Source organism: Natrinema amylolyticum, from assembly GCF_020515625.1.
Lineage (GTDB): Archaea > Halobacteriota > Halobacteria > Halobacteriales > Natrialbaceae > Natrinema > Natrinema amylolyticum.
Genome location: NZ_JAIWPJ010000001.1, coordinates 1,085,346 through 1,107,005, shown reverse-complemented (window position 1 = coordinate 1,107,005; position 21,660 = coordinate 1,085,346). Strand labels below are relative to the sequence as shown.

The 21,660-nt window shown below is 67.4% G+C and carries 27 protein-coding genes; 7 read left to right on the top strand and 20 right to left on the bottom strand.

Annotated elements, in window-relative coordinates; translation table 11 throughout:
* Positions 1 to 63: 63 nt before the first annotated feature.
* The 3 genes from cruF to LDH66_RS05390 form a co-directional block, all read right to left on the bottom strand.
* Entirely contained in the window at positions 64 to 1,131 is a 1,068-nt protein-coding gene (gene cruF, locus LDH66_RS05400; protein WP_226480041.1) for a bisanhydrobacterioruberin hydratase, read from the bottom strand.
* Positions 1,124 to 1,996, bottom strand: a complete 873-nt coding sequence (locus LDH66_RS05395; protein WP_226480040.1) for a prenyltransferase — start codon at positions 1,994 to 1,996, stop codon at positions 1,124 to 1,126. The genes cruF and LDH66_RS05395 overlap by 8 nt, the downstream gene beginning before the upstream one ends.
* Positions 1,997 to 2,105: 109 nt before the next feature.
* Entirely contained in the window at positions 2,106 to 3,596 is a 1,491-nt protein-coding gene (locus LDH66_RS05390) for a phytoene desaturase family protein (protein WP_226480039.1), read from the bottom strand.
* A 163-nt stretch (positions 3,597 to 3,759) separates the two neighbouring features.
* On the opposite strand from LDH66_RS05390, the gene LDH66_RS05385 reads away from it, so the two are divergent.
* Both LDH66_RS05385 and LDH66_RS23250 read left to right on the top strand, forming a co-directional pair.
* Positions 3,760 to 4,458 carry an SDR family NAD(P)-dependent oxidoreductase gene (locus LDH66_RS05385; RefSeq protein ID WP_226480038.1) on the top strand — a complete coding sequence of 233 codons (699 nt, stop codon included), beginning with the start codon at positions 3,760 to 3,762 and terminating at the stop codon, positions 4,456 to 4,458.
* 113 nt (positions 4,459 to 4,571) lie between these two features.
* Positions 4,572 to 4,745, top strand: a complete 174-nt coding sequence (locus tag LDH66_RS23250) for a hypothetical protein (protein WP_425492889.1) — start codon at positions 4,572 to 4,574, stop codon at positions 4,743 to 4,745.
* 150 nt (positions 4,746 to 4,895) lie between these two features.
* Here LDH66_RS23250 and LDH66_RS05380 read toward each other — a convergent pair whose 3' ends face one another.
* From LDH66_RS05380 to LDH66_RS05370, 3 genes are all read right to left on the bottom strand, one after another.
* Positions 4,896 to 5,180 carry a translation initiation factor eIF-1A gene (locus tag LDH66_RS05380; protein WP_081603348.1) on the bottom strand — a complete coding sequence of 95 codons (285 nt, stop codon included), beginning with the start codon at positions 5,178 to 5,180 and terminating at the stop codon, positions 4,896 to 4,898.
* Positions 5,181 to 5,318: 138 nt separating this feature from the next.
* Complete coding sequence (locus LDH66_RS05375) at positions 5,319 to 5,831, bottom strand: YkgJ family cysteine cluster protein (protein WP_226480037.1); 513 nt, start codon at positions 5,829 to 5,831, stop codon at positions 5,319 to 5,321.
* Between the two features lie 230 nt (positions 5,832 to 6,061).
* Positions 6,062 to 6,823: a fumarylacetoacetate hydrolase family protein gene (locus LDH66_RS05370; protein WP_226480036.1), complete on the bottom strand. Its 762-nt coding sequence runs from the start codon at positions 6,821 to 6,823 to the stop codon at positions 6,062 to 6,064.
* 174 nt (positions 6,824 to 6,997) lie between these two features.
* On the opposite strand from LDH66_RS05370, the gene LDH66_RS05365 reads away from it, so the two are divergent.
* Complete coding sequence (locus LDH66_RS05365) at positions 6,998 to 7,246, top strand: hypothetical protein (protein WP_226480035.1); 249 nt, start codon at positions 6,998 to 7,000, stop codon at positions 7,244 to 7,246.
* Positions 7,247 to 7,363: 117 nt separating this feature from the next.
* Positions 7,364 to 7,603, top strand: a complete 240-nt coding sequence (locus LDH66_RS05360; protein WP_226480034.1) for a PRC-barrel domain containing protein — start codon at positions 7,364 to 7,366, stop codon at positions 7,601 to 7,603.
* 69 nt (positions 7,604 to 7,672) lie between these two features.
* Here the strand turns inward: LDH66_RS05360 and LDH66_RS05355 are convergent, their stop codons facing one another.
* From LDH66_RS05355 to LDH66_RS05310, 10 genes are all read right to left on the bottom strand, one after another.
* Positions 7,673 to 8,692, bottom strand: coding sequence for an amidohydrolase family protein (locus tag LDH66_RS05355; protein ID WP_226480033.1), 1,020 nt, complete (start codon positions 8,690 to 8,692; stop codon positions 7,673 to 7,675).
* A gap of 69 nt (positions 8,693 to 8,761) precedes the next feature.
* Positions 8,762 to 8,998, bottom strand: coding sequence for a hypothetical protein (locus LDH66_RS05350; RefSeq protein ID WP_226480032.1), 237 nt, complete (start codon positions 8,996 to 8,998; stop codon positions 8,762 to 8,764).
* Positions 8,999 to 9,131: 133 nt separating this feature from the next.
* Positions 9,132 to 9,575, bottom strand: a complete 444-nt coding sequence (locus LDH66_RS05345; RefSeq protein WP_226480031.1) for a DUF8009 family protein — start codon at positions 9,573 to 9,575, stop codon at positions 9,132 to 9,134.
* Positions 9,576 to 9,601: 26 nt separating this feature from the next.
* Positions 9,602 to 10,402, bottom strand: a complete 801-nt coding sequence (locus LDH66_RS05340) for an adenosylcobinamide amidohydrolase (RefSeq protein ID WP_226480030.1) — start codon at positions 10,400 to 10,402, stop codon at positions 9,602 to 9,604.
* Positions 10,399 to 11,457 (bottom strand): pyridoxal phosphate-dependent aminotransferase, encoded by a 1,059-nt coding sequence (locus LDH66_RS05335; protein WP_226480029.1) that lies wholly within the window; start codon positions 11,455 to 11,457, stop codon positions 10,399 to 10,401. The genes LDH66_RS05340 and LDH66_RS05335 overlap by 4 nt, the downstream gene beginning before the upstream one ends.
* Positions 11,447 to 12,499 carry a nicotinate mononucleotide-dependent phosphoribosyltransferase CobT gene (gene cobT / locus LDH66_RS05330; protein ID WP_226480028.1) on the bottom strand — a complete coding sequence of 351 codons (1,053 nt, stop codon included), beginning with the start codon at positions 12,497 to 12,499 and terminating at the stop codon, positions 11,447 to 11,449. Before cobT ends, LDH66_RS05335 begins: the two co-directional genes overlap by 11 nt.
* Before the next feature lies 1 nt (position 12,500).
* The gene (locus LDH66_RS05325) at positions 12,501 to 13,088 is read right to left on the bottom strand and encodes an NTP transferase domain-containing protein (protein WP_226480948.1); all 588 of its coding nucleotides are present in this window, start codon (positions 13,086 to 13,088) and stop codon (positions 12,501 to 12,503) included.
* Positions 13,088 to 13,852, bottom strand: a complete 765-nt coding sequence (cobS, locus tag LDH66_RS05320) for an adenosylcobinamide-GDP ribazoletransferase (RefSeq protein ID WP_226480027.1) — start codon at positions 13,850 to 13,852, stop codon at positions 13,088 to 13,090. Before cobS ends, LDH66_RS05325 begins: the two co-directional genes overlap by 1 nt.
* Positions 13,843 to 14,898, bottom strand: coding sequence for a CobD/CbiB family cobalamin biosynthesis protein (locus LDH66_RS05315; protein WP_226480026.1), 1,056 nt, complete (start codon positions 14,896 to 14,898; stop codon positions 13,843 to 13,845). Before LDH66_RS05315 ends, cobS begins: the two co-directional genes overlap by 10 nt.
* 39 nt (positions 14,899 to 14,937) lie before the next feature.
* A complete protein-coding gene (locus tag LDH66_RS05310) occupies positions 14,938 to 15,585 on the bottom strand; it encodes an HAD family hydrolase (protein WP_226480025.1) in 648 nt (215 codons plus the stop codon).
* Between the two features lie 110 nt (positions 15,586 to 15,695).
* On the opposite strand from LDH66_RS05310, the gene LDH66_RS05305 reads away from it, so the two are divergent.
* Entirely contained in the window at positions 15,696 to 16,205 is a 510-nt protein-coding gene (locus tag LDH66_RS05305) for a helix-turn-helix transcriptional regulator (RefSeq protein WP_226480024.1), read from the top strand.
* A gap of 63 nt (positions 16,206 to 16,268) precedes the next feature.
* Here the strand turns inward: LDH66_RS05305 and LDH66_RS05300 are convergent, their stop codons facing one another.
* Together LDH66_RS05300 and LDH66_RS05295 are read right to left on the bottom strand one after the other, a co-directional pair.
* On the bottom strand, positions 16,269 to 16,880 hold the full coding sequence (locus LDH66_RS05300) for a translation initiation factor IF-2 subunit beta (protein WP_226480023.1): 612 nt from the start codon (positions 16,878 to 16,880) through the stop codon (positions 16,269 to 16,271).
* A gap of 107 nt (positions 16,881 to 16,987) precedes the next feature.
* Complete coding sequence (locus LDH66_RS05295; protein WP_226480022.1) at positions 16,988 to 17,374, bottom strand: DUF5789 family protein; 387 nt, start codon at positions 17,372 to 17,374, stop codon at positions 16,988 to 16,990.
* Between the two features lie 306 nt (positions 17,375 to 17,680).
* Between LDH66_RS05295 and LDH66_RS05290 the strand changes: the two genes are divergently transcribed.
* Positions 17,681 to 17,878 carry a hypothetical protein gene (locus tag LDH66_RS05290; protein ID WP_226480021.1) on the top strand — a complete coding sequence of 66 codons (198 nt, stop codon included), beginning with the start codon at positions 17,681 to 17,683 and terminating at the stop codon, positions 17,876 to 17,878.
* 181 nt (positions 17,879 to 18,059) lie between these two features.
* Here LDH66_RS05290 and LDH66_RS05285 read toward each other — a convergent pair whose 3' ends face one another.
* Entirely contained in the window at positions 18,060 to 19,394 is a 1,335-nt protein-coding gene (locus LDH66_RS05285; RefSeq protein WP_226480020.1) for an aspartate aminotransferase family protein, read from the bottom strand.
* A 205-nt stretch (positions 19,395 to 19,599) separates the two neighbouring features.
* Between LDH66_RS05285 and LDH66_RS05280 the strand changes: the two genes are divergently transcribed.
* Complete coding sequence (locus tag LDH66_RS05280; protein WP_226480019.1) at positions 19,600 to 20,091, top strand: Lrp/AsnC family transcriptional regulator; 492 nt, start codon at positions 19,600 to 19,602, stop codon at positions 20,089 to 20,091.
* Between the two features lie 68 nt (positions 20,092 to 20,159).
* Here LDH66_RS05280 and LDH66_RS05275 read toward each other — a convergent pair whose 3' ends face one another.
* On the bottom strand, positions 20,160 to 21,557 hold the full coding sequence (locus LDH66_RS05275) for an APC family permease (RefSeq protein ID WP_226480018.1): 1,398 nt from the start codon (positions 21,555 to 21,557) through the stop codon (positions 20,160 to 20,162).
* Positions 21,558 to 21,660 lie beyond the last annotated feature (103 nt).

Below are 21,660 nucleotides of genomic sequence, written 5' to 3'. Positions count from 1 at the left end.
CGAGCAAAAGTGGTGTGCCGGCATGCTCTCCCGTCGGTCGGCGAACGATCGAATCGCCGTCGGTCATCGGCCGCGCCACCGCTCGGGGAGCACCGTCATCAGCATCGCGAGATCGTAGCGATTCGTGCGGAACAGTCCGAGACAGAACAGGCCGGCGACGCCGGCGGCCAGCCAGTTGCCGTAGAGCACGTCGATCGCGCCCCACAGCAGGACGAAGCTCACCAGATCGTCCAGTGCGAACTCGCAGGTCCGGACGCGCTCGAGCAGGACCGCGCGATCGAACGCGCGATCGACGAGGACGACGGCGACGGTCCCCGAGAGGAGCCATCCCCAGTAGTTCGAGCGGGGGACGCCGTAGTAGCCGCCAGGCGGAACGTACTCCCAGAACCCGATCGCGACGGCTCCGGGATCGAGCACCAGATCGACCGCGACGACGGCGGCGATCGCCGCGAGCAATCGGGGGACGACGCTCGCGGCTCGGTCCCGGAGGACCAGCAGCGTCAGCAGGTAAGCGTTGAGCACCAGCGGGACGAAAAACAGCGGCAGCGCCAGCGGCACGTCGCCGCCCACCATCGGCCCGAGCCGAATCCCGTACTCGAACGCGCCGTAGGGCCAGTCCGTTCGGACGCCGACGAGTTCGATAGCGTAGGTGTAGGCCGTCAACAGTCCGAGGAACCCGACCGCTCGCCGGTCGACCGTCGGCAGCAGGGCGACGACCAGCGGCGAACGCATCACCAGCGTCCCGAACAGGATGAACAGCGGATTGTACGCGAGCGGTGCCGGAAGCGCTCCTTCGGCGCTGCCGACTAGCGTCACCGCGCCGACGACCGGGAACACCACCGCGATCGTGAATCGGTTCTCGCGGACGAGCGCCTCGAGACGCCGCTGGACCGTTTCCCGTGTCGTCTCGGTCGGCCCCCTCGATCCCCGCGTCTTCGACGCGTCGTCCTCGCCATCGCGTTCGCGTCGGTCGCCGGCCACTCCGTCGCGCTCGCGGGCGTGCCGTCTCGAGTCGGCGTCCCCGTCCGGGCCCGCGTTGACGTCCGCGCCCGGGTTGACGTCCGTACCCGCGTCCCCGTCCGTGTCCGCCTTCGGACTCGAGGGCGAGCGCGTCGGGTCCTCGCTACCCATAGAGGAGCCTCCAGAGGCCGCCCACGGTCAGGAGCGCGCCGACGACGGTGTTGATCGCCGGGAACCACCAGTAGGCGCGGTCGACGGCGACGCCAGCGGTGGTGATCGCGACGACGAGTCCCGGATACACGAGCATGAGCGCGCCCAGCCGGACGTCCAGCGCGCCGAAGGCGGCCGCGCTCGCCAGCCAGCACGCGCCGCAGTAGGCGTAGGTCCGGCGCTCTCCGAGCACCGTCGCCGTCGTTCGGATCCCCGTCTCGCGGTCGGGCTCGATGTCGGGGATCGCCGAGAACGTGTGCATCCCCATGGCCCACAGCCAGCCGCCGACGATAGCGAGGACGGGCGGCTGTGCGCCGGCGACGGCGGCGTACGCGGCCGCGCCTGGCGCGATATAGAGGCCGTTCGAGACCGAGTCCAGCAGCGGCGTCGTCTTGAACCGGACCGGCGGGGCGCTGTAGGCCGCGCCGAGGCCGAGAAAGGCGACGAGCCACGGGATCGCGGCCGTCTCGAGGAATGGGGCGAACAGCAGCGGCAGGGCCGCACAGAGGGCGACGGCGACCGGAACGGATCGCTGCCCCCGATAGCGCGCCTCCCGATCGTCCTTCTTCGGGTTCGCCGCGTCGATCTCCCGGTCGTAGACGTCGTTGATCCCGTAGAGGAAGACGTTCGCCGGGAGGAGGAAGTACGCGAACAACGCGATCGGTGCCGGCGCGAACAGGTCCTCGACGGACGCCGCGGCGTAGGCCGCCCCGACGAGGACCGGGCCGGCCAGATAGAGCCAGAACCGCGGCCGCGAGAGCGTCAGCAGGTACGACAGCTGCTCGCCGACGTTTCCCTCGCCCGTTGCCGTCGGTTCCGAGGTCATCAGTGATGTCTCGAGCGCGCGAGCCGTCCGCCGCGGACGGGCAGTTCGGTTCTGTGAGTCGTTCGGTTCGGTCGATCGGCCCGATCGCTCCCTCGCGGGTCCGACACGGTCAGCCCTCGAGACCGTGATCCTCGAGCACTTTCTCCGCGGTCAGATCGCCGCTGATGAGACACATCGGGACGCCGATTCCGGGCGTGGTATCGCCGCCCACGAAGTAGAGTCCGTCGACTTCTTTCGATCGATGCGGCGGCCGGAAGAGCGAGGTCTGGCGGAGGGTGTGAGCCAGTCCCAGCGCCGTCCCACCGTAGCTGTTGTACCGGCTCGCGAAGTCCGCGACGGAGAACCGCTCCTCGAGGACGATCCGGTCCCGGAGGTCCGTGCCCGCGTTCTCGGCGATGTCGGCGAGGATCAGGTCCCGGTACCCGTCGCGGATTTCGGGGGTGTCCTCGAGGCCGGGCGCGATCGGGACGAGGACGAACAGGGCGCTGTGGCCCTCGGGGGCGACGTCGTCGTCGGTCTCCGAGGGAACGCAGAGATAGTACGCCGGATCGTCGGGCCACTGGGGATCCTCGAAGATCTGGTCGAAGTGATCCTGCCAGTCCGTCGGGAGCACGAGCGTGTGGTGAGCGAGTTCGTCGACATCGCCCTCGACGCCGAGATAGAGCAGGAACGCGGAGGGCGCGTAGGTCCGCTTCTCCCAGTAGTCCGCGTCGTGGCCGCGCCGTTCGGGGGTGAGCAGTTCCTGCTCGGTGTGAGCGTAATCCGCGTTACTCACGACCAGATCCGACTGAACGGGTCCGCTCGGCGTTTCGACCTCGAACCCGCCCGTGCGGCCCTTGATCTCCGTCGCTGGCCGCTCGAGATCGTACTCGACGCCGAGTTCCGCGCCCAGTTCGGCGATGCCGTCGATGACCGCGCCGATCCCGCCGTCGGGATACCAGACGCCGAGGTTGAAATCGACGTGACTCATCAGGTTGTAGAGCGCCGGCGTGTTGGTCGGAGAGCCACCGAGAAAGACCAGCGTGTACTGCATGATCTGCTGGAGCTTCGGATGGTCGAAGTAGCTCTCGACGTGGCCCTGCATCGACCCCAGAAGCGAGAGGCCTCGCGCCTGTCGCGCCACGTCGAGATCCAGGTAGTCCCGCAGGCGCTCCCGGTCCTCGTAGACGAAGTGCTCCATGCCGACCTCGTAGTTCTCCCTCGACTTCTCGAGGTAGCGCTCCAGGGCCTCGCCCGCGCCCGACTCGTACTCCTCGAAGACGTCTTTCGTCCGCTCTAAGTCGGGCGTGACGTCCACCCGATCGCCGTCTTTGAAGAAGATCCGATAATGGGGATCGAGATGCTCGAGGTCGTAGTACTCGCTCGGCGTCCGGCCGAAATCGGCGAAAAACCGCTCGAAGACGTCGGGCATCAGGTACCACGACGGTCCCATGTCGAATTTGAAGCCGTCCTTCTCGAGCCGGCTCGCTCGCCCGCCGAGCTGTTCGTTCTTCTCGATGACGCGCACGTCCGCACCTGCGTCGGCGAGGTAACAGGCCGTCGAGAGCCCGCCGATCCCGCTTCCGATCACGACGACTGACTCACCGGCCAGCGATTGCATAGTCGACCGTGAGTATCGGACCGCTGTTAAACGTGTATCATACATAGGTAGGGAATCCGATCTATCGACGGTGCGACGCCGGGACGACCGCGCCGGGTTCGCGTCGGTCGCGACCGTCGACCCCGCCCGGTGGGTTCCTGTGGGTCGATCCCGTAATGATCGTATGGACGACCAGACGGCCATCGTGACCGGTGGAACGCGCGGCATCGGACGCGCCGTCGCCGAGGCGTTCGCTGCCGACGGAGCGACCGTCGTCGTCGGCGCTCGAGACGCCGACGAGGTCGAGGACACCGTCGACGCGCTCGAGGATGCGGGTACCACCGCGGCGGGGCTCAGGACCGACGTTCGCGACGAGTACGATGTCGAGCGGCTGGCCGAGACCGCCTCGCGGACGGGCGAGGCGGCCGGCATCGATATCGTCGTTCCCGCGGCGGGCGTCTATCACGGCGAGGCGGGGGCGACGCCGACCGACGACGAATCGTATTCCGCGTTCGACGATCACTGGCGGACGAACGGTCGCGGCGTGTACGCGACGATCCGGGAGTCGCTCCCGCACCTGAACGACGATGCGCGAGTGCTCGTGCCGACGGGCTCGGTCGCTCGAGACGGAACATCGGGGTACGGCTCCTACGCGATTTCGAAGGCGACCGCGGAGGCGGTAGCGCGGGGCTTCGCCGCCGACACCGAGTACGTGGTGGGGTGTCTGGACCCCGGCGTCGTCGCGACGGCGCTCTCGGGCGGGAACGGCCGCGATCCGGACGCCGTCGCGCCGATGTTCGTTTGGGCGGCGACCGAGGCGGAGTCGACGGTCGTGGACGAGGAGATCGTCGGCCTGCGCGAGTGGAAGCGAGCGACGCGGTAGCCGCCTCCCGCGAACTCACCGGCCGCGACTCGACCCGTGATGGTCGGCTCACTCTCCGAACGGGGTGTGCAGTTTATGCTCGTCCGTGACGTACAGTAACACGGTGTATCGAAATGCAAACCGTCGCAACGCGGGAGGTCAGCTGTCCCCACTGTGGAGAGCGCGCGAGCGTCTCGCTCCCCGGTGAGGAGGTGGACGTGAAAGTGCGGAAATCGGTCGCGGCGTTCGGCGAGTATACGACAGTTACGTGCTCAGAGGACCATTCCTACTGGGTGTACTTCTGTTAGCACGCGTCGTTTATTTCCGGTCTCGTCGGTCGGGATCACCGCTCGTATCGTTCGGGTTTCATCAAGCAGACGAAGACGAGCGCCAGCGCGGCCGCTACGGGCGATCTATCGAGAGAGAAATCTAGTAGTTACCGGACCCGATACCGGGGATCAATCGATGTGGCCTTCGCGACGCAGTTGATCTGCGTCCTGGCCGGTGTAGCGCCACTCGATGGTGGCCTTCTCGTCTTGCCAGTCCCACGGCTCGGCGACGACGATGTCGTCTTGCTCGATCCAGGTACGGTATTTCATGCGACCCGGGATGCGGCCGAGTCGCTCCTCGCCGTCCTCACAGCGGAGGCGGACGTGATTGCCACCGAGGTGTTCGGTTACGACGGCGAATACTTCATCGCTGTTGGGCATACGGAGGTTCCGTCGCCCGGAGTCTTCTGTCACACTTTAACTATGTGCGGCAGACGTTTAAACGCTTGGAGAGACGTGGTATCTCACCCCACAGTATTGTCCGTCTATATATCAGTCAATTATCTCGAATGACTGTTCATCGTCTATTCATCGAACGCTACCGGACAGGACCTAGAGTTCGCGGTCCGAATCCGGGTTCTCGAGCTCCCAGAGGAGTTCCGGCAGAAAGGCCTCGAGGTTGTCGATAACGCTTCGTTCGCTGACGTTCAGCCCCTCACAGTGCTCGTGGGCCGAGTCCCGAATGTCGACGTGGAGGTCGCCGTCCTCGAGCCAGACGCCGAGCGGAAAGACCGAACACCGCGTCGGTTTCCAGTCCTCCTCTAGGTGCAGCGAACAGAGGCCGTCCTCCCGGAGGAACGCACAGGCCGAGCCGTCCTCGGCGACGTGGTCCTCACGGTCTTTCCCCTCGCGCGTGACGAACTTCTCGCCGCGGAACTCCGTCGTCGTCTCGGAGAGATTCGCCCGTTGGGCCAACTCGAGGAGGTCTCTGTCGTAGAGGAGCACGCCGTGGTGACAGCACCACGTGCAGTCGTCGACGCACTCGAAGGTGAGGTCGGGGTCGAACTCGACGACGACCTCGCGGTCGGGGTACACCTCGACGCGTCGCGTAGCGTCAGCGCTCACGACCGTGGAGAGGCGGGTCGGACCCAAGTGCCTTTCTACCCGTCTCTTGCGGGAGTCACAACGACGACGACGCTACCCCGAAAGCCCCGAATCGCTCGATTCGGGCGGCTCGCTGCGCTCTTCCCGTCGGTCAGCGCTCGCATCGCCGTCCGTTATCGAGCGATGTCGCCCCTTTCAGTCCCACCCGCGGGTGGATCGGTCGGCGTGCTGTGACGTGTCCGAACTCACGTCTATGTGCGAGACGGTTCCGACTCGAGCGACAGCTTCTCCCGTTCGCTCGAGTCGACGACCGTGTTTCGGAGCGTGCCGACGCCCTCGTAGGTGATCTCAACGGTGTCGCCGGGTTCGACGAGGCCGGGGTTGGCGGGGCTGCCGAAGGAGATCACGTCGCCGGGGCGGAAGGTGAAGTGGCGGGAGAGGTACGAAATGACCTCGTACGGGTCGAAGAGCATCAGTTCGGTGTTGGCCTCTTGGCGGCGCTCGCCCGCGACGTCGGTGTGCATGTCGATCTCCGTCGGGTCGACGGCGGTCTCGATCCACGGACCGAGCGGGCCGGAGGCGTCGAACGCCTTGCGGGCCGTTCGACCGCCCTGATCGAGCGCGTCCATGTCGTTCAGAATCGTGTAGCCGCGGACGACGTCGGGTACTTCGTCTTCGGAGAGGTTCCGGCAGGGCTCGTCGATGACGGCTGCGAGTTCGCCGGCGTAGGTTACCTCGTCGCTGAATTCGGGGTAGGGAATCGGGTCCCCTTGGCCGACGAGCGACGCCGGCGGCTTGATGAAGAAGTCGGGTTCGTCGGGTCGCTCGTACTCCATCTGGTCGAGCGTCGCCGCGAAGTTGCGCCCGACGCAGTACAGCGCCGAGGGCTCGCACGGCGGCAGGAAGTCGTCGTCCGTACTGATCTCGTAGACGCCGTCGTCCGTGTGGACGACGCCGTCCTCGTACCGTCCCGTGACCGGCCCGTCGTCCGTCGCGATCCGCGCGAGTTTCATTATCGGCGGTCTCGATTCCGGGAGATTAGTGGTACCGGTTTGCCGTCGTCTCGGTGTCGGTGGAACGGGGTCCTCGAGCATGGCGGACGTCCCCAGCCCCAAACTGAGCACGGTCCCTGCACCCACGCACATGTCGGTCCAACGTATACCCCGCCGCTCGGCCAACGCCCGTCCATGTGCGCCAACCTGACGGTCGACGACGAAGGGAAGCGAGTCGTCAACACGAACGGGAAGGAGATCGGCGTCGTTCAGGATGTCGACGCGGGCGTCGCGTACGTCGAACCCGGCCCGGAGATGACCGACTCGATCAAGTCGCGTCTCCGTCGGGACCGAGACGTCGCCGACGGGATGGAGAACTACCGACTCGACGAGGAGTATATCAACGAGATCACCGCCGACGAGATCCGATTACAGCGGTTCTGAGCGACTCCAACGACGGTACGTCGGACGGCGATGATCCCCGTGGACGCCGTGCGATCACGGCCTCGGGGCAGATGCAGGGGCAGTCTATACCCGACTACTGCACGGAACGGAAACCGTATGTGCGCGAATTTCACGGACGACGACGAGGGGAAACGAGTCGTCAACGCGAACGGCGAGGAGATCGGAATCGTACAAAACGTTAGCCAGGGGACCGCCCACATCGATCTCAGCCCCGGCATCACCGATACAATCAAATCGAAGCTCGGCTGGGGCGACGAGGACGCGGAGACCTACCCGCTCGACGCGGATCGCGTCGAATCGATCACCGACGACGAGATTCGGATTCAGCAGCTCTGAACGCCCCAGATACCGTTTTTCGAGGTGCCGAAACGCGTTCGCGTTGCCGAAGTGAGTCGCCGGGCCCCGTTACCGAAGGACACTCTCGAGGTTCCGCGAGCGGATGTTCGCCCACGCTTCGTCCGGGAGATCGAATCGGTCGAACACGGTGAGCTGCGGGATCTCCTGTCCGGGAGCGAGGTAGTCGGATCCCCAGACGAGTCGCTCGTGGTGGGCCGCGAGGAACGCTCGAGCGTATGCCGGGTCTCGAGTCAGCGCGTTCCAGCCCGAGCCGGCCGAGAGGTCGCCGTAAACGTTGTCGTACGTTGCGAGTAGTTCGGGGACGCGGCCCCCGGGCTCGACCGCGCCCTCGGGATAGCGGCCCCGGTCGGCGGCCGTCACGTCCGCGGAGATGTGTGCCCACCAGAAGTGCGCGTGGGCGATGAAATCGACGCCCGGATAGGACGCCAGGACGTCTTCGAACCCCGGTAGTCCGACATCGTCCAGCAGCGCCTTCTCGTCCAGATGGCAGAGGATCGGCAGCCCGTACTCGGCGCAGTACTCGTAGATCGTCTCGAGTCGCCGGTCGTCGATCGGCAGGCCGGGCTTGAGTTCGCCGAACCCGCGCGCGCCGCGTTCGACGTACCCTTCAAGCAGCTCCCTGACGGCGTCGTCCCCGTAGACCAGCGTCCGGGGATCGATCGAACAGAACGGGACCAGCCGATCGGGGTACGCGGCGACCTGTTCGAGGACCCACCAGCTCGGCGCTTGCACGGGATAGCTCTCCGGTGACTCGAGCGCGTGGACGACGGCGCGGTCGACCCCGTGGTCGTCCATCCAGGCGACCAGTCCGTCGGCGGACAGCGAGTCCCTATCGAGCGTTTCGTGAGGGATCAGATGCGTGTGGGCGTCGAACAACGGTCGCTCGGAGACAGAGTCGTCTCGGTCGGCGTCGGGCTGCGCGACTCGAGGGGCCCCATCGCCGTTTCGGGCCAGACTCGGTCCCGGAGTCAGTCCGGCGAGTCCGGTCGTTCCCGCGACCGCGAGTAGCCGGCGTCGCGTCGCGGTGTCGGGCGAGCGGTCCGCTTCGTCACCTCGAGCGGTCGACATGCGCTCCCCTCCCACGGACCGGCGCAAAACGATACGGGGGACCGGTCCCGAACCCGACCGATCGGCCTCTCACTCCTCGAGCAGCAGGTAGGTTCGGCCGCCGCGGTGCTCGAGCGAGACGGCGTCGGTCTCGACGTTCGATCGGACGAACTCGCCGATCCCGGCGGCGTGCAGGTCGCTGACGTCGATCCGTCGGCGCTGTCGCCGTGTCTCCCCGTCGTCGCTCGCGGGCGATCGAGACTCGCGTCCGTGACGTCGCGCGTCGCGATCGGTCCGTTCGTCGCTCTTCTCGACGGTCAGTGGCATACATCTCAGTTAGGCTGATAGTACGTCAAACCGATCCGTCCGGAGTGAAAGTGAAAGTACGGGACAGCGACCCGGTCCGCCGAGCGGACGAGGATCGCACGGGTCTGAGCCGACCGCCGCGATCGCGATCTCGCTACCCGAGCGTCTTGAGGTCGACGCGGCGGGGTCCGTCGTCGGTCTCGAGGGCGACCGAATCGACGATCGACTCGCGAGCGCGCGCTCGCCACTCCGCGACGGCCTCGGTGTGGTCCTCGCGGATCCGATCGGCCTCGCTTGGGTCGTCGTCCGCGTCCGCCACCGCCGACTCGAGGTCGGGGTACGCTTCGACGACGTCGTCCGCGATGACGGCTTCGGGGGAGAGGTGCACCGCGCCGGTCAGTTCGGTGTCGTCGACGCGGTAGACGTGGATTCGGGCCCGCATTCGCCCGTGGAACGGCGGCGTCACCCGGAGAACGGCGTCGCCCGGGTTCTCTCGACTGTAGACGTAGGCGTCGACGGCGTCCTCCGGCGACAGCGCGATCGACCGAATCGCTGACGCATCGTTGGCTTCGGCTGACGGATCGTCGTCCTCGACCATCGGCCGGCGATTAGGCTCGCGACGGGTTAACTGTCAGGTTGTGATCGATCGGTCGCGAGCGCCGGGCGAAAAACGTTGGCCCGACCGTCCGTCGAAACGCCGTGGGTCGCATCGTCGACCGATGCCGGCAGGTCCGCGTCGGCGGCAGCGTAGCGGGCACGGAGCGACGCCCGGACGGCGTCTCGGACGCAGGCGCGCGTCGCCGCGCCGACCTCGGTACCGCTGCCCGAGAAATTCGCTGTCGAACCCGACGGATCGTGGCCGACGACGACCGCGTCCGTCGTCGTTCCCGGAAAACCGGTCTCAGCGAGCAGCGTCGCCGCCTTCGCCTCCGCCGCGACCGCGATCAGGTTCTCGAGCGCGCCCGGTGCGAGCGCCCGCGTCGTTCCGACGATAACGTTGACGGTCCCTCGTCCCCGCTCGAGTCCCGAGTCGTCGGCTGTGCCCTCGGCGGAATCGGACTCGTCGGTGGGGGTCGGCTCCATCGGTAGCGCGGCGGGGTTCGAAATCCCGGCGGTCGCGTAGGCCGTCACCGGGCCGCGGCGAGCGCCGCGAGCGTTCGCGATATCGACGCCGGTCAACAGCACCGGTCCGGCCGCGGCCGCGGTCCCGGCGCTCGTCTCGAATCCCGCCCGCTCGAGGCGGTCGTCGACGTAGGTCTCGAGATCCGTCCGATCCCACCCCTCCGGGACCGAGACGTTGTACGCGCAGTCGGTCGTCGAGCGGCCGCCGTTCCAGCCGGTCGAGAGCCACTCGGTGTCCGGTCGAGTGACTCGAAGCACGCCGTCTCGTCGGAGCGCGTCGTAATCCGGGTCCGACTCGGTCATGACTCCGTTTCCGAATCGGCGTCCTCGCGATTGCGGACGCCCAGGGCGGCGAGCAGGCGGTCGTTGGCCGTCCGATCCGTGACCGCGACGCGGACGTGGGAGTCGAGCGCACGGAACGTCGTCGCGTCGCGGACGGCGACGCCGGACGCACGCGCGTCGTCGATCACCGTCGCTACGTCGCGGTCGCCGACGTCACAGAGGAGGAAAGGCGCGTCTGATTCGTGGACGTCGAATCGTTCCTCGAGCGCCTCGCGCATCCGCTCGCGCTCGCCGGCGACGCGAGCGCGCGTCTCGCGAACGAACTCGTCCCGTCGCAGGCAGTGTGTCCCGACCCGAGCGGCCGGCGTCCCGAGCGACCACGCGCGGCGAGCCGTCTCGAGCGCGTCCCGCCGCTCGCCGGTCGCGACGGCGAAGCCAGCCCGGAGCCCCGGCAGCCCGAACAGTTTGGTCAGCGAGCGCGTGACGACGACGTTCTCGCGGTCCAGCCCAGCCATCGACTGGAGATCGGTGAAGCCCAGGAACGCCTCGTCGACGAGCAGCGTCGTGTCGGCGTCCGCACAGCGGGCGGCGAACGACTCGAGCGCGTCCGGATCGATCGCGTCCCCGGTCGGGTTGTTCGGCGTACAGCACACGGCGAGCGCGCACGGCTCGAGCACGGTGGGGCCGAGTTCACACAGGTCGTCGTAGCGCACGAACCGCGGCGTCGCCCCCTGTAGCTCGACCTCGCGGGCGTACTCCCCGAAGCTGGGATACGGAACGAGCGCTTCGTCGCCCGGCTCGAGGGCGGTTTCCATCGCGAGCCGGATCGCGGCGAGTCCGCCCGGCGTCGGAATCACTCGCTCGGGATCGCAGCCGACGAAGTCGGCGGCGGCGGCGCGAAAGTCCGGATAGTCGTCGTCCGGGTAGCGCCGGGACTCCTCGAGCGCGGCCGCGTATACGTCGCCGACGCCCTCGGGGGTTCTGGGGTTGGTGTTGGCCGAGAAGTCGAGCAGGTCGCGGTCGGTCTCGCCGCCGTGGGGCACCCGCTCGCCACCTCGGATCGCGTCAGGATCCATGGCCGCCCTCCGTTCGATCACCGGTTCCCTCGCCGCTCTCGGCGCTCGGTTCGCCCTCGGCGTCGATTCCGAGCCGGCGACAGACCGTCTCGAGCCGATCTCTGACCGCGCCCATCTCGCCGTCGGGAACGAGCGAGAGCGCGCCGCCCATCCCGACGCCCTCCTTGGCCTCGCCGGCGCAGTAGCGGGCCATTGCGACGTGATCGCGCCCGTCGAAGCCGGGGTCGGTGACGGTCAGCTCGCAGTCGAACCGGTCGCAGGCGTCCGCGAGCCGGTCGCCCTGCTCGTCGGCCACGAACGACGTGGTCGCGATCGACAGCGGCGCGTCGACTCCCGCGTGGCGCAACGCGGCGGCGACCGCGACCATCTGGGTCCCGCCGGCGAGCGTCACCGCGGTGCCGGACTCGAGCGCGCCCGCCGCGATCCCGGCCACCGTCGGCTGGACGGGATCGCCGACCGCCTCGATCGCCGCGAGCGGCTCGCCCTCGCAGTCACCCGGCTCGAGGTCGCTCGCGGCCAGGGCCTCGTCGACGACTCGCCGTTTGCGTTCGATCGGGTTCTCCGGGAGCGACGAGGAGACGCCAGTCGGCTCGCCGAGCGCGGTGAGGACGCCGAGCGCAGTCGTCGTCCCGCCGGGGACCGTCTCGCCGATCACGAGCCGCTCGTCCGGCAGGCTCGCGCCGTAGTCGTAGGCGCGGTCGAAGGCGGCGTTCGCGTCCGGCACGGCGACCGCTTCGCGAATGTCGGCCCCGGGTTCGCCGCCGAGGTCGACCGTCGGCGCGGCCGTCGACTGGGTGAGTCCCGCATCGATCACTGAGACGTCGAAGTCGACGACCTCTCTGACCGCACGGGTCACGGCGGCCGGCGTCGGACAGCCGTTCGGGCTCACCGGCGTCACCGGCGACGCGACCGGTTCCCCGTACTCGAGGATTTCGACGTCCGCAGAGGGCGTGTGTTCCATCAGCTCCGGGGCGGCCCCGGCGGCGCTGATGCCGTCGATCAGCGCGGTCTCGGTCGTTCCGGCGGGGAGGAGGACGCGCATCTCAGCGATCCTCCGCGGACCGGTTCCGCAGCATGCCGGCCGCGATACGGGCGTCTTCGCGTCGGTTCACGTTCACCGCCAGTCGTGGATCGTAGTGTACGTCGGTCATCGTCGTGGATTCGTCGGTAGTGCCGACCACGTTGACCCCGGTCGGCGCGAGGTGATCGTCGGACTCGAGTCGCGAATCGATGCTGACGCCGAGTCGCCGCTTGAGCGCCGCGGGGACACAGACGGTCCGCGAGGCGTCGCTGTCGCCGTGAACCGCGAGGATTCGGTCGAGGACCGATCCCTCGAGGAGCGGCAGATCGGCGGCGACGGTCAGGACGGGGGGTTCGAGTTCGGGCGGCTCGAGGACGGCCATCAGATCGGCCACGTAGCCCTCGCCGGCCGTCTCGATCGTCGCGACGCCGTCGCGCTCCTCGAGGTGGGCTCGCGTCGCCGGCGCGTTTGGCGAGACGGCGGCGGAGATCGTCTCGACCCGGCTCGCCTCGAGCGCCGCGAGGACGCGGTCGACCATCGCGGTCCCGTCGATCGGGTGCAGGGGCTTCTCCCGGGAGCTCTCGAGGCGGGTGCCCTTTCCGCCGCACATCACGAGAGCGTCCACGCGATCACCCCCAGATGGACGCCGGCGACGCGGCCGATCTCGTTGGCCGCGCCGAAGATGTCGCCGTTGATGCCCCCGAGAGAGCGGTTCGCCCAGTACCAGGGGAGGCCGATTCCGGCGACGGCACCGGGAAGGGCGACCGCGCCCGGGTGGGGCCAGACGAACGCGGCCGCCGAGAGGGCGATCGCTGCGGGGACGAGAAACGAGCCGGCGGTGCTCGCGTCGGTGAACTGCTCGCCCGTTCCCTCGTAAGCGGCACGCCCGAAGCAGGCCATCGCGGCCATCCCGAGTTTCGCTCCGACTTCGGCTCCCACCGCGACGCCGACCGCCGCAAGGACGGGGAGGTCGGCCAGACCGAGCCCGCCCAGTGCCAGCGCGGCGACGGTGATCGCCACCGCGAGCAGCGCGCCGACGCCGGTCGTCGTGTCCTTCAGCACCTCGCGGCGGCGCTCGAGGTCGCCGTGGACGACCAGCGCGTCGCCGAGATCCGCGATTCCGTCGAGGTGGTGAATTCCCGTGACGGCGTAGACCGAAAGCAGGTAGCCAAGCGCAACGGTCGGCGCTGCGAGCGTCCCGGCGGCGAGCAACGGGATCGCCGCCAGCGTACCCGCGACGAGGCCGACGACCGGAAACGCCGCCGGCGTCGATCGAAACGCGTCCCAGTCGCCGTCGCGGTAGCCGACCGGGAGCCGCGTCAGGAAGCCGAGCGCGCCGCGAACGGCACCGATCCAGCGGCCTATTACAGCCATCTCGGTCTCACCCCCGTGGTCGACCCCGCGCTCGAGGCCGTCATCGACTGCCAGTTCGTCTCGAGGCCCCCCGCGAGCTCCGGAACGGCGATCGCCAGCGCGATGGCGACGAGGATCGAGACGACGGCCGCCCGGCCGACGACGGTGACGGCCCGCTCGCCGTCGGCTACCGTCGGGAGTTCGGCATCGGGATTGAGGACGTAGACGTCCGCCTTCTCGAGCCGAACGCCGAGCGCGCAGGCGAGGGTCGCCATCGGCCAGCCGGAGTTTGGCGACGGCGGCGCGCGCGCCCACTGTCGGGCGCGCACGATCGCGAACGGATCGACCGCGGCGACGGCGATCGCCGCGGCCGCGAGTCGGGCGGGCAGGTACATGACGAGGTCGTCGAGTCGCGCGCTCGCGGTGCCGATCGGTTTCGAGGGGTAGCCCAACATCGAGTCCAGCGTGTTGACGCCCTTGATCCACGCGGCGGCGGCCGCCGCGGCCGGGAGCGAGATCGGCGCGAGCACCGCGAACGGCACCAGCGTCGCGACCAGCCCGTCCGCGAGGTTCTCGGCCGCGCTCTCGACGGCAGCGCTGCGAAGTTCGCCGGCTGAGAGCGTCGCGGTGTCTCGACCGACTAACCCGCGGACCCGCTCGCGGGCCCGCTCGAGGCCATCGGACGACGAACCGCCTTCCGAGCCGTCGCTCGCTCCCGTCGCGACGACCCCCTCGGTCGCTGCGATGACGTCCTCGGTGAGCTCGAGCAGCGAGCGCAGACTGGTCGTCAGAAAGAGGGCGAGCGCGGCGGCGATACCGCCGGCCGTCGGTCCGAACGCGGTCGCTCCGAGGACGACTCCGCCGACGACCGCGGCGGGGACGAGCGGGGCGAGCGCGGCGATCGCGACCCCGGCGAGGCGTTGGCGGCGCTCGTCGTCGCTCCACGGCCGATCGACCGCGCCGACGAGTCGACCGAACCACGCCACCGGATGGATCGCGGTCGGCGGTTCGCCGATCAACAGATCGAGGCTGAACGCCAGCCCGACGACCGCGAGCGTCGTTAACACGCCGCCTTCGCCTCCATACTGTCGTCCGAATGGGGGCGCTCAGTCATTACTGCTGTGTTCGTCCGGCGTCAGCGCCGCCAGTCGCGCCGGCACGTCCGTGAGCGAGAGATCTTCGAGAAGCAGCGCCGTGCCGCCGACGGCCTCGATCCCGCCGTCGGTCCGCGGATCGTCGCCGACGTGGACGAGGTCGGCGGCGGCGACGCCGAGTTCGTCGGCGGTCTGGTCGAAGATTTCGGGCGCGGGTTTGCGCCAGCCACAGCCGACGCTCGTGACGATCGCGTCGAAATCGTCGCGCTCGAAGTCGGACCTGACGAGCGTGCGGCCGACTAACTCCGGGACGCTGCAGTTCGAACAGATCGCGACCGGCCCCCGCTCTCGAGCGGCGTCGACCGCCTCGAGCGCGCCCGGTCTGGTCTCGACGGTCGGATCGAACGCCGCGACGACGGCCCGCCTGGCGGCGTTGTGCTCGTAGTCCACATCGCGACTCGCGAGCGCGCGAGAGACGTGGGCTGGAAGCGGCACCTCCGCGCCCTCGGGCGCGTCGACGTGTGGCTCCGCGTAGGCCGCGGCCCAGTCGTCGGGGACTGCGACGTCTCGCTTCGCGAGTTCCGTCGCGACGGCGTCGGCCGGGTCGTCCGGGCGGTCGGCGGTCACCAGCGTTCCGAAGAGGTCGAACGATACTCCCACACCAGTGTGACTAGCACAACCTAACTTTAATTTCGCGGTATCCCGGCGGGGGTTGTTTGGACGGTTTTGTGCATACCGCTTTGAGTACACGGTCGCCAGCGGGAAACACGATGAATCGACGACGCACACCGATCGGTTCCCGGCTCGTGACCGCCGTCGAACGGACGGTTCGGATCTGTCTCGACTCGGTCGACCCCGCGGGAGCGACCCGACGCGCCGCGGAATCGGCGACTCGATACCGGCGACGGTTCGCGGCGCGATCGGGACGGCTCGAGGCCGCCGCGGATCCCCCGAACGACGGCCCTCCCGGCGAGGAGTCGGCGGGATCGGACGACGACCATTCGATCGCGAGCGGAATCGTCGATCCCGAGAGCGGCCCCACGAGCAGGAGCGATGTCCTCGAGTACGGCGTCACGCCCGAGGAGTACGTTCGCGCCGTCCTCGTCGAACACGGCGGTCGGATCAAACAGCGGCGGTTCGCCGACCGCTACGGCTGGGCACACGCCACGCTCAGCCGCCTCCTCTCGGACTTAGAGGAGCGCGATGTCATCGACCGCTACCGGCTCGGGCGCGAAAAGGTCGTCTGCCTGCCGGACGCGATCCCCGAATCCGCGCGGTGACGGCCGCTGCGCTATCGGTTCGTCGGCGGTCGTCGAGAAAATCGAACGAATCGAATCGCGGCGTCAGTCGAGGCGGGCGAACGCCAAGTTGCCCGAGATGTTCTTGATGTAGATGTCCACGACGTCGCCCTCCTCCGCGCCGGGGACGAAGATCGTGTAGCTGCCCTTCTCGGCGACGCCGTCGCCCTTGCGGCCGGTACCGGTGATCTCGACCGTGTAGGTGTTGCCCTCCTCGACGGCGTCCTGCTGTTGTTGCTGCGTGCTGCTGGTCGAGCGCTTGGTGACCGGGCGGAACGCACCGCAGGCGTCACAGCGCAGCATCGGCGTCCGATCCTCGCGGACGAGACGAGTGTCCGGCAGCCCACACTCCGAACAGAGGACGTACTCGTCGACGTAGGCGTCGATCGCCGCGTCGAGGTCCGTCTGCGAGAAGGTCCCGTTGTATCGGCCGCGGCCGTCCTCGAGTTTGCCGCTGGTCCCCAGTTCGCGCTGGATGAACCGGTGGAGGTGTTCGGTGTCCCGCGAGAGGACGCCGGCGATCTCGTCGAGGTTCGTCACTCGCGTGAACGCGCCGTCTTTCTGTGGCTGCGGGTCGGGGATCTGCAGTCGCTGTTCGTCGCCCCCGATATCGGGGACGTCCTCCATCGCTCGGTCGAGACTCGATTCGTAATCCATACGCGAAAACAGGTGACCCGAACGTAAATCCGTTCTGCTATCGCAATCCGCCCGACAGCACGGTGCTCGGGCGGGAAACGGCGTTCGACGAGTCGCTGTCCCGGCGGTCAGTACGTGCCGCCGCCGCTCTCACTGAGCGAGCCCTGTTTCTCCTCGTCCAGTTCGTCGAGATCGCGTTCGGCGTTGGCCTCGTTGGGGCTCCCGGCCTCGCCGGTGATCTCGCCGTAGACCGCTTCGCGGACTTCTTCGGGCGACTCGTACTGCTCGCCCGCCAGTCGATCGAAGACGCTCCCCAGCGACTCCGTCTCGTTGGGCATGTCGATCGGCTCGTTGCCGTACTCCGAGGCGATCTCCTCGCTCGTGATCGGATACTCCATCTCACCGAGGTGGCGCTCGACGTCCTCGAGGATCGATTCGGTGTGGTCGGCCCGCTCGGACTTACGCTGTTCGGAACGGTCCTGTACCCGGTCGCGGCTCGGTCCGTCGTCGCTCATGGCCGGAGCTATCACCAGCCGTCAGAAAAGCGGTCGGCCGGCGCTCGCGTGGCCCGCTCCCGCGCGAATCCGGTTACGGTATCGCCGCTCTCGCGCTCTGTTCCCGCCCTTAGACGGCGGATTCGCTTCGGCTCCCGAGGCCTATTCGGCGCGTCTGCAGCCGCATACTGGCCATCGCTCGAGTCGCCGCCGAGAGCGTCGACCGACGATACTCGGCTGTTGTTTCGGCCGTAGTAACACTCTCGATGTCGCTCTCGTGCTCACGGCGAATTCTTGTAGTCACTTTCCCGACGTACCACCGCGACGATGGACGAGAGCGACGATAATCGACGAACGATAGCCGCCTGCGAGCAGTGTGGATCCCTCTACGCAGCGCTCGAGTTAGCCGAGGAGAAACTCCGTCCGATCGGTAGTCGGGACGGCTGTCGGTGCGGGAGCACTGAGTTCACCGCCGTCGACGGGTCGCTGTCGACGGTCTCGTTCGAAGACGATCCCGACGGGTGAGCCACGCGCTGGAGCCACAGAAAGCGTCCCCGAACCGCGATACGTCTCGCTCGAGAACCGTCCCGAACTGACTCCTGCCGCGCCGTCGATCGGCCGGTGGTCGGCCGCCGCGTCGGCGTACCGTCACGGCCTCTCTCAAAATTCCCTCCGCGTTCGCTGCTACCCCGGCGCTCTCGACGACTCAGGCGACCGTCTCGAGGGCCGTCCGGAGCTCGTCGACGGCGTACTCGAGTTGCTCGCGCGAGATGGTCAGCGGCGGCTGGAAGCGCATGACGTTCTTGTAGTAGCCGCCGACGCCGATCACGACGTCGGACTCCTCGCGGAGGTGGTCGCTGACGGCCGACGCCAGCTCGTTGTCCGGTCGCGGTGCGACGTTCCGCGGCCCCGTCGTTCCCGGGTCTACGAGCTCGACGCCCCACATCAGTCCGAGTCCGCGCGTCTGTCCGACGACGTCGTACTCGTCCTCGAGCGCCGCGAGTTCGGTCTCGAGCCACTGGCCCTGCTCGCGGGCGTTGTCGACGATTCCGTCCTGCAGTTCGTCGATGGTCGCCAGCGCGGCGGCGCAGGCGACGGGGTTGCCGCCGAACGTCGAGAGGTGGTCGCCGGACTCGAAGGCGTCCGCGATTTCTTCGGAGGCAGTGAACGCGCCGAGCGGCAGACCGTTCGCGATCCCCTTCGCCTGTGTCAGGATGTCCGGTTCGACGTCGAAGTGGCTGCTCGCGAACAGTTCGCCGGTCCGACCGTAACCGGTCTGGACTTCGTCGGCGATGAGCAGTGCGTCGTGGTCGTGGGCGATCTCCTGAACCCGCTCGAGCCACCCCTCCGGCGGGACGATGATCCCCGCTTCGCCCATGACCGGTTCGACGACGACCGCCGCGAGATCGCCGCTGGTGTGCGAGCCGATGATCCGCTCGAGTTCGTCGGCACAACTGGCGTCGCACTCATCGCCGTCACAGCGCGGACAGCGGTAGCCGTACGGCGGCGCGGTGTGGGCGACGTCGTTGAGCGTCGGGGCCATCCCCTCTTTGTAGGCCTTGTTCCCCGTCAGCGCCAGACTGCCGAGGGTGCGGCCGTGGAATCCCATCTCGAGTGCGATCACTTCCTTCGAGTCGGTGTACTTCCGCGCGAGCTTGACGGCCCCCTCGACGGCCTCCGTCCCGGAGTTACAGAAGAAGCTCTTCTGCAGATCGCCCGGCGTCACGTCGGCGATCCGTTCGGCGAGGTCCGCGACCGGCTCGTTGGGATGGACGTACGAACAGCCGTGGACGAACTCCTCGAGTTGCTCGGTCGCGGCGTCGACGACGGCGTCGTTCCCGTGCCCGACGTTCGTCACCGAGATCCCCGAGAAGAGATCGAGGTACTCGTTGCCCTCGAAGTCCTCGAGCGTACACCCCGAGGCCCGCTCGACGGGGATGTCGAGCGATTTCCAGATCGGCATCACGTGGTCGTCGTACGTCGACTCGACGGACGAATTCGATCTCCCGTCGACGGACGAATCGGATTGTTGTTCGGACATAGTGGCTATACCTGGACTCTATCCTAATAAAATATACTATATAGTACTTAGTCCGATATATGGCGCAGTTCGAGGGGGCGTTCGCCGATCAACCGACAGACTCGGGACGGTCGGTCGATCGAACCGTCGAACTGGATTCGACTTTCGTCCGCTATCGCGACTCACGTTCGAACGTTGTTTATTCGCCCGCTCCCTCATGCGGGATATGGACGAGCGAAACGTTCGCATTCTACAGGCCATCGCGGAACTGGGAACGGGCAGTCCGGACGAGATCTCGAACCACACGGACATTCCGAAGTCGACCGTCCACTATCGACTCACGAAACTCAAAGAGGACGGGATCGTGGCCAACGATCTGTTCGACGTCGACCTCGAGAAACTCGGCCTCGAGATCACGGTCATCTCGGAGGTCATCGCGGAGTACGACAAACAGTATCACGAGGAGGTCGGGGAGCAACTCGCTGCCATCGAGGGCGTCAATCAGGTGTACTTCACGATGGGCGATACCGACTTCATCGTCATCGCTCACCTGTCGGATCGCGAGATGGTTCATCGCCTCATCAGCGACTACGAAGCGATCGACGAAGTCGTTCGGACGAGTTCGCAGTTCGTCGTCGAAACCGTCAAAGACGAACCGCATCCGCTGAACGACTTCGAACTGGAAACGCTCGTGGAGTCGACGGTCGACGAGGACTGAACGGTCGAATCGTCGCCTCGGCCGCTCGAGGAGCCGTTCGGGTCAACGAGTCGGTCTCGATCAACCGACTACTCGAGTTCCTCCGTCTCCAGATCCGCCAGCTCGAGGTCCGCGTCCGTCGACGAGCTGCCGTAGAGGACTACGCCGAGCAGCGCCCAGAAGAGGACGATCCCCCATTCGTAGGGCCAGACGAGCGCCGACGGGCCGCCCGGGAGGTAGAGCCCGATGAATCCGAGCGTCAGGACGAGTCCGGCGGCACCGAACGCGTAGCCGAACGGGAGCTCGAGCGGTCGGTTCAGTTCGGGCTCGCGACGGCGGAGCACGAAGAAGGAAACGACCACGAGGAACCACGCGACGACGAGGCCGAGCCCGCTCGCGTTGACGATCCAGACCAACATCTGTTCGCCGAACAGCGGTGCGAAGACCGAGAGGCCGCCGATGAGGAGGACGGCGGTCGAGGGCGTGTTGTACTCGGGGTGGAGCGTGTTGATCCGCTTCGGGATCATGCCGGAATCGGCGAGCGCGAAGACGGCACGACTGGCCCCGAGCAGGAAGGAGTTCCAGCTCGTGAGGATCCCCGCGATTCCGGCCAGCGCCATGATACGACCGATTAGTTGGCTATCGAAGATCGTTTCCATGGCTGCGGCGGCCGGCAGCGGGCTCTCGACGAGTTCGACGCCGGGCATCGCCTGCCCGGACGCCCAGATGACGCCGATGTAGAACAGTGCGGCCAGCGTGACCGACGCCGGAATGAGAAGTCCGATGAGACGGGGCGGGACGTCCGCTTCTTCGGCCGACTGCGGGATCACGTCGAACCCGACGAACATGAACGGCGTCATGATCGCGACCGTGGCGACGCCGGCCGTCCCGACGTCCGAGAGCGGCGGGTTCGCCTGTGTCTGCCCGTTGAACAGTGCCCCGACGACGAGCATGATCCCGGCGAGGGCGATGACGAGCGTCAGGAACGTCTGGAACTGCGCCGCGGGTTTCACGCCGCGATAGTTGAGCGCCGTCATCACGATCGCACCGATCCCGCCGACGAGAATCCAGGACGCGTACACCGGCTCACCGGCGACCGTCCAGAGCTCGAGGACGTTGAATCCGGGGACGATATATGCCATCGCGGACGGCAGTGCGACGACCTCGAACACGACGACGCCGACGTAGCCGAGGACGAGCGACCACGTGCAGACGAACGACCAAAGCGGACCGAGCGCCCGAAAGCTGTACACGTGTTCTCCGCCGACGAACGGCAGCGCGGAGGCGAGTTCGCCGTAAATTAGTCCGACGATACTGACCATAATCGCGCCCACGACGAAGCCGAGAACGGAGCCGGTCACACCGGCTTCGTCGATCCAGAACCCGGTCTGGATGATCCATCCCCAGCCGATCATCGCACCGAACGCGAGCACGAAGAGGTCTTTCTTCGTCAAGATACGCTCGAAATCACTGTCGTTCTCTGCCATACCACTCACTGCCAAATGATGGGTGTTAAGTTTAACTGAATCCAATCTACCAGAACTCTATACTATCTAACCACACCAAGCTGGATTACATACAACAACTCTC

What these genes read in the sequence shown, in the direction of transcription:
- cruF (WP_226480041.1), bottom strand. Translation starts at nt 1,131, where the DNA reads ATGGGTAGCGAGGACCCGACGCGCTCGCCCTCGAGTCCGAAGGCGGAC.
- LDH66_RS05395 (WP_226480040.1), bottom strand. Translation starts at nt 1,996, where the DNA reads ATGACCTCGGAACCGACGGCAACGGGCGAGGGAAACGTCGGCGAGCAG.
- LDH66_RS05390 (WP_226480039.1), bottom strand. Translation starts at nt 3,596, where the DNA reads ATGCAATCGCTGGCCGGTGAGTCAGTCGTCGTGATCGGAAGCGGGATC.
- LDH66_RS05385 (WP_226480038.1), top strand. Translation starts at nt 3,760, where the DNA reads ATGGACGACCAGACGGCCATCGTGACCGGTGGAACGCGCGGCATCGGA.
- LDH66_RS23250 (WP_425492889.1), top strand. Translation starts at nt 4,572, where the DNA reads ATGCAAACCGTCGCAACGCGGGAGGTCAGCTGTCCCCACTGTGGAGAG.
- LDH66_RS05370 (WP_226480036.1), bottom strand. Translation starts at nt 6,823, where the DNA reads ATGAAACTCGCGCGGATCGCGACGGACGACGGGCCGGTCACGGGACGG.
- LDH66_RS05365 (WP_226480035.1), top strand. Translation starts at nt 6,998, where the DNA reads ATGTGCGCCAACCTGACGGTCGACGACGAAGGGAAGCGAGTCGTCAAC.
- LDH66_RS05360 (WP_226480034.1), top strand. Translation starts at nt 7,364, where the DNA reads ATGTGCGCGAATTTCACGGACGACGACGAGGGGAAACGAGTCGTCAAC.
- LDH66_RS05355 (WP_226480033.1), bottom strand. Translation starts at nt 8,692, where the DNA reads ATGTCGACCGCTCGAGGTGACGAAGCGGACCGCTCGCCCGACACCGCG.
- LDH66_RS05350 (WP_226480032.1), bottom strand. Translation starts at nt 8,998, where the DNA reads ATGCCACTGACCGTCGAGAAGAGCGACGAACGGACCGATCGCGACGCG.
- LDH66_RS05345 (WP_226480031.1), bottom strand. Translation starts at nt 9,575, where the DNA reads ATGGTCGAGGACGACGATCCGTCAGCCGAAGCCAACGATGCGTCAGCG.
- LDH66_RS05340 (WP_226480030.1), bottom strand. Translation starts at nt 10,402, where the DNA reads ATGACCGAGTCGGACCCGGATTACGACGCGCTCCGACGAGACGGCGTG.
- LDH66_RS05335 (WP_226480029.1), bottom strand. Translation starts at nt 11,457, where the DNA reads ATGGATCCTGACGCGATCCGAGGTGGCGAGCGGGTGCCCCACGGCGGC.
- cobT (WP_226480028.1), bottom strand. Translation starts at nt 12,499, where the DNA reads ATGCGCGTCCTCCTCCCCGCCGGAACGACCGAGACCGCGCTGATCGAC.
- LDH66_RS05325 (WP_226480948.1), bottom strand. Translation starts at nt 13,088, where the DNA reads ATGTGCGGCGGAAAGGGCACCCGCCTCGAGAGCTCCCGGGAGAAGCCC.
- cobS (WP_226480027.1), bottom strand. Translation starts at nt 13,852, where the DNA reads ATGGCTGTAATAGGCCGCTGGATCGGTGCCGTTCGCGGCGCGCTCGGC.
- LDH66_RS05305 (WP_226480024.1), top strand. Translation starts at nt 15,696, where the DNA reads ATGAATCGACGACGCACACCGATCGGTTCCCGGCTCGTGACCGCCGTC.
- LDH66_RS05300 (WP_226480023.1), bottom strand. Translation starts at nt 16,880, where the DNA reads ATGGATTACGAATCGAGTCTCGACCGAGCGATGGAGGACGTCCCCGAT.
- LDH66_RS05295 (WP_226480022.1), bottom strand. Translation starts at nt 17,374, where the DNA reads ATGAGCGACGACGGACCGAGCCGCGACCGGGTACAGGACCGTTCCGAA.
- LDH66_RS05290 (WP_226480021.1), top strand. Translation starts at nt 17,681, where the DNA reads ATGGACGAGAGCGACGATAATCGACGAACGATAGCCGCCTGCGAGCAG.
- LDH66_RS05285 (WP_226480020.1), bottom strand. Translation starts at nt 19,394, where the DNA reads ATGTCCGAACAACAATCCGATTCGTCCGTCGACGGGAGATCGAATTCG.
- LDH66_RS05280 (WP_226480019.1), top strand. Translation starts at nt 19,600, where the DNA reads ATGGACGAGCGAAACGTTCGCATTCTACAGGCCATCGCGGAACTGGGA.
- LDH66_RS05275 (WP_226480018.1), bottom strand. Translation starts at nt 21,557, where the DNA reads ATGGCAGAGAACGACAGTGATTTCGAGCGTATCTTGACGAAGAAAGAC.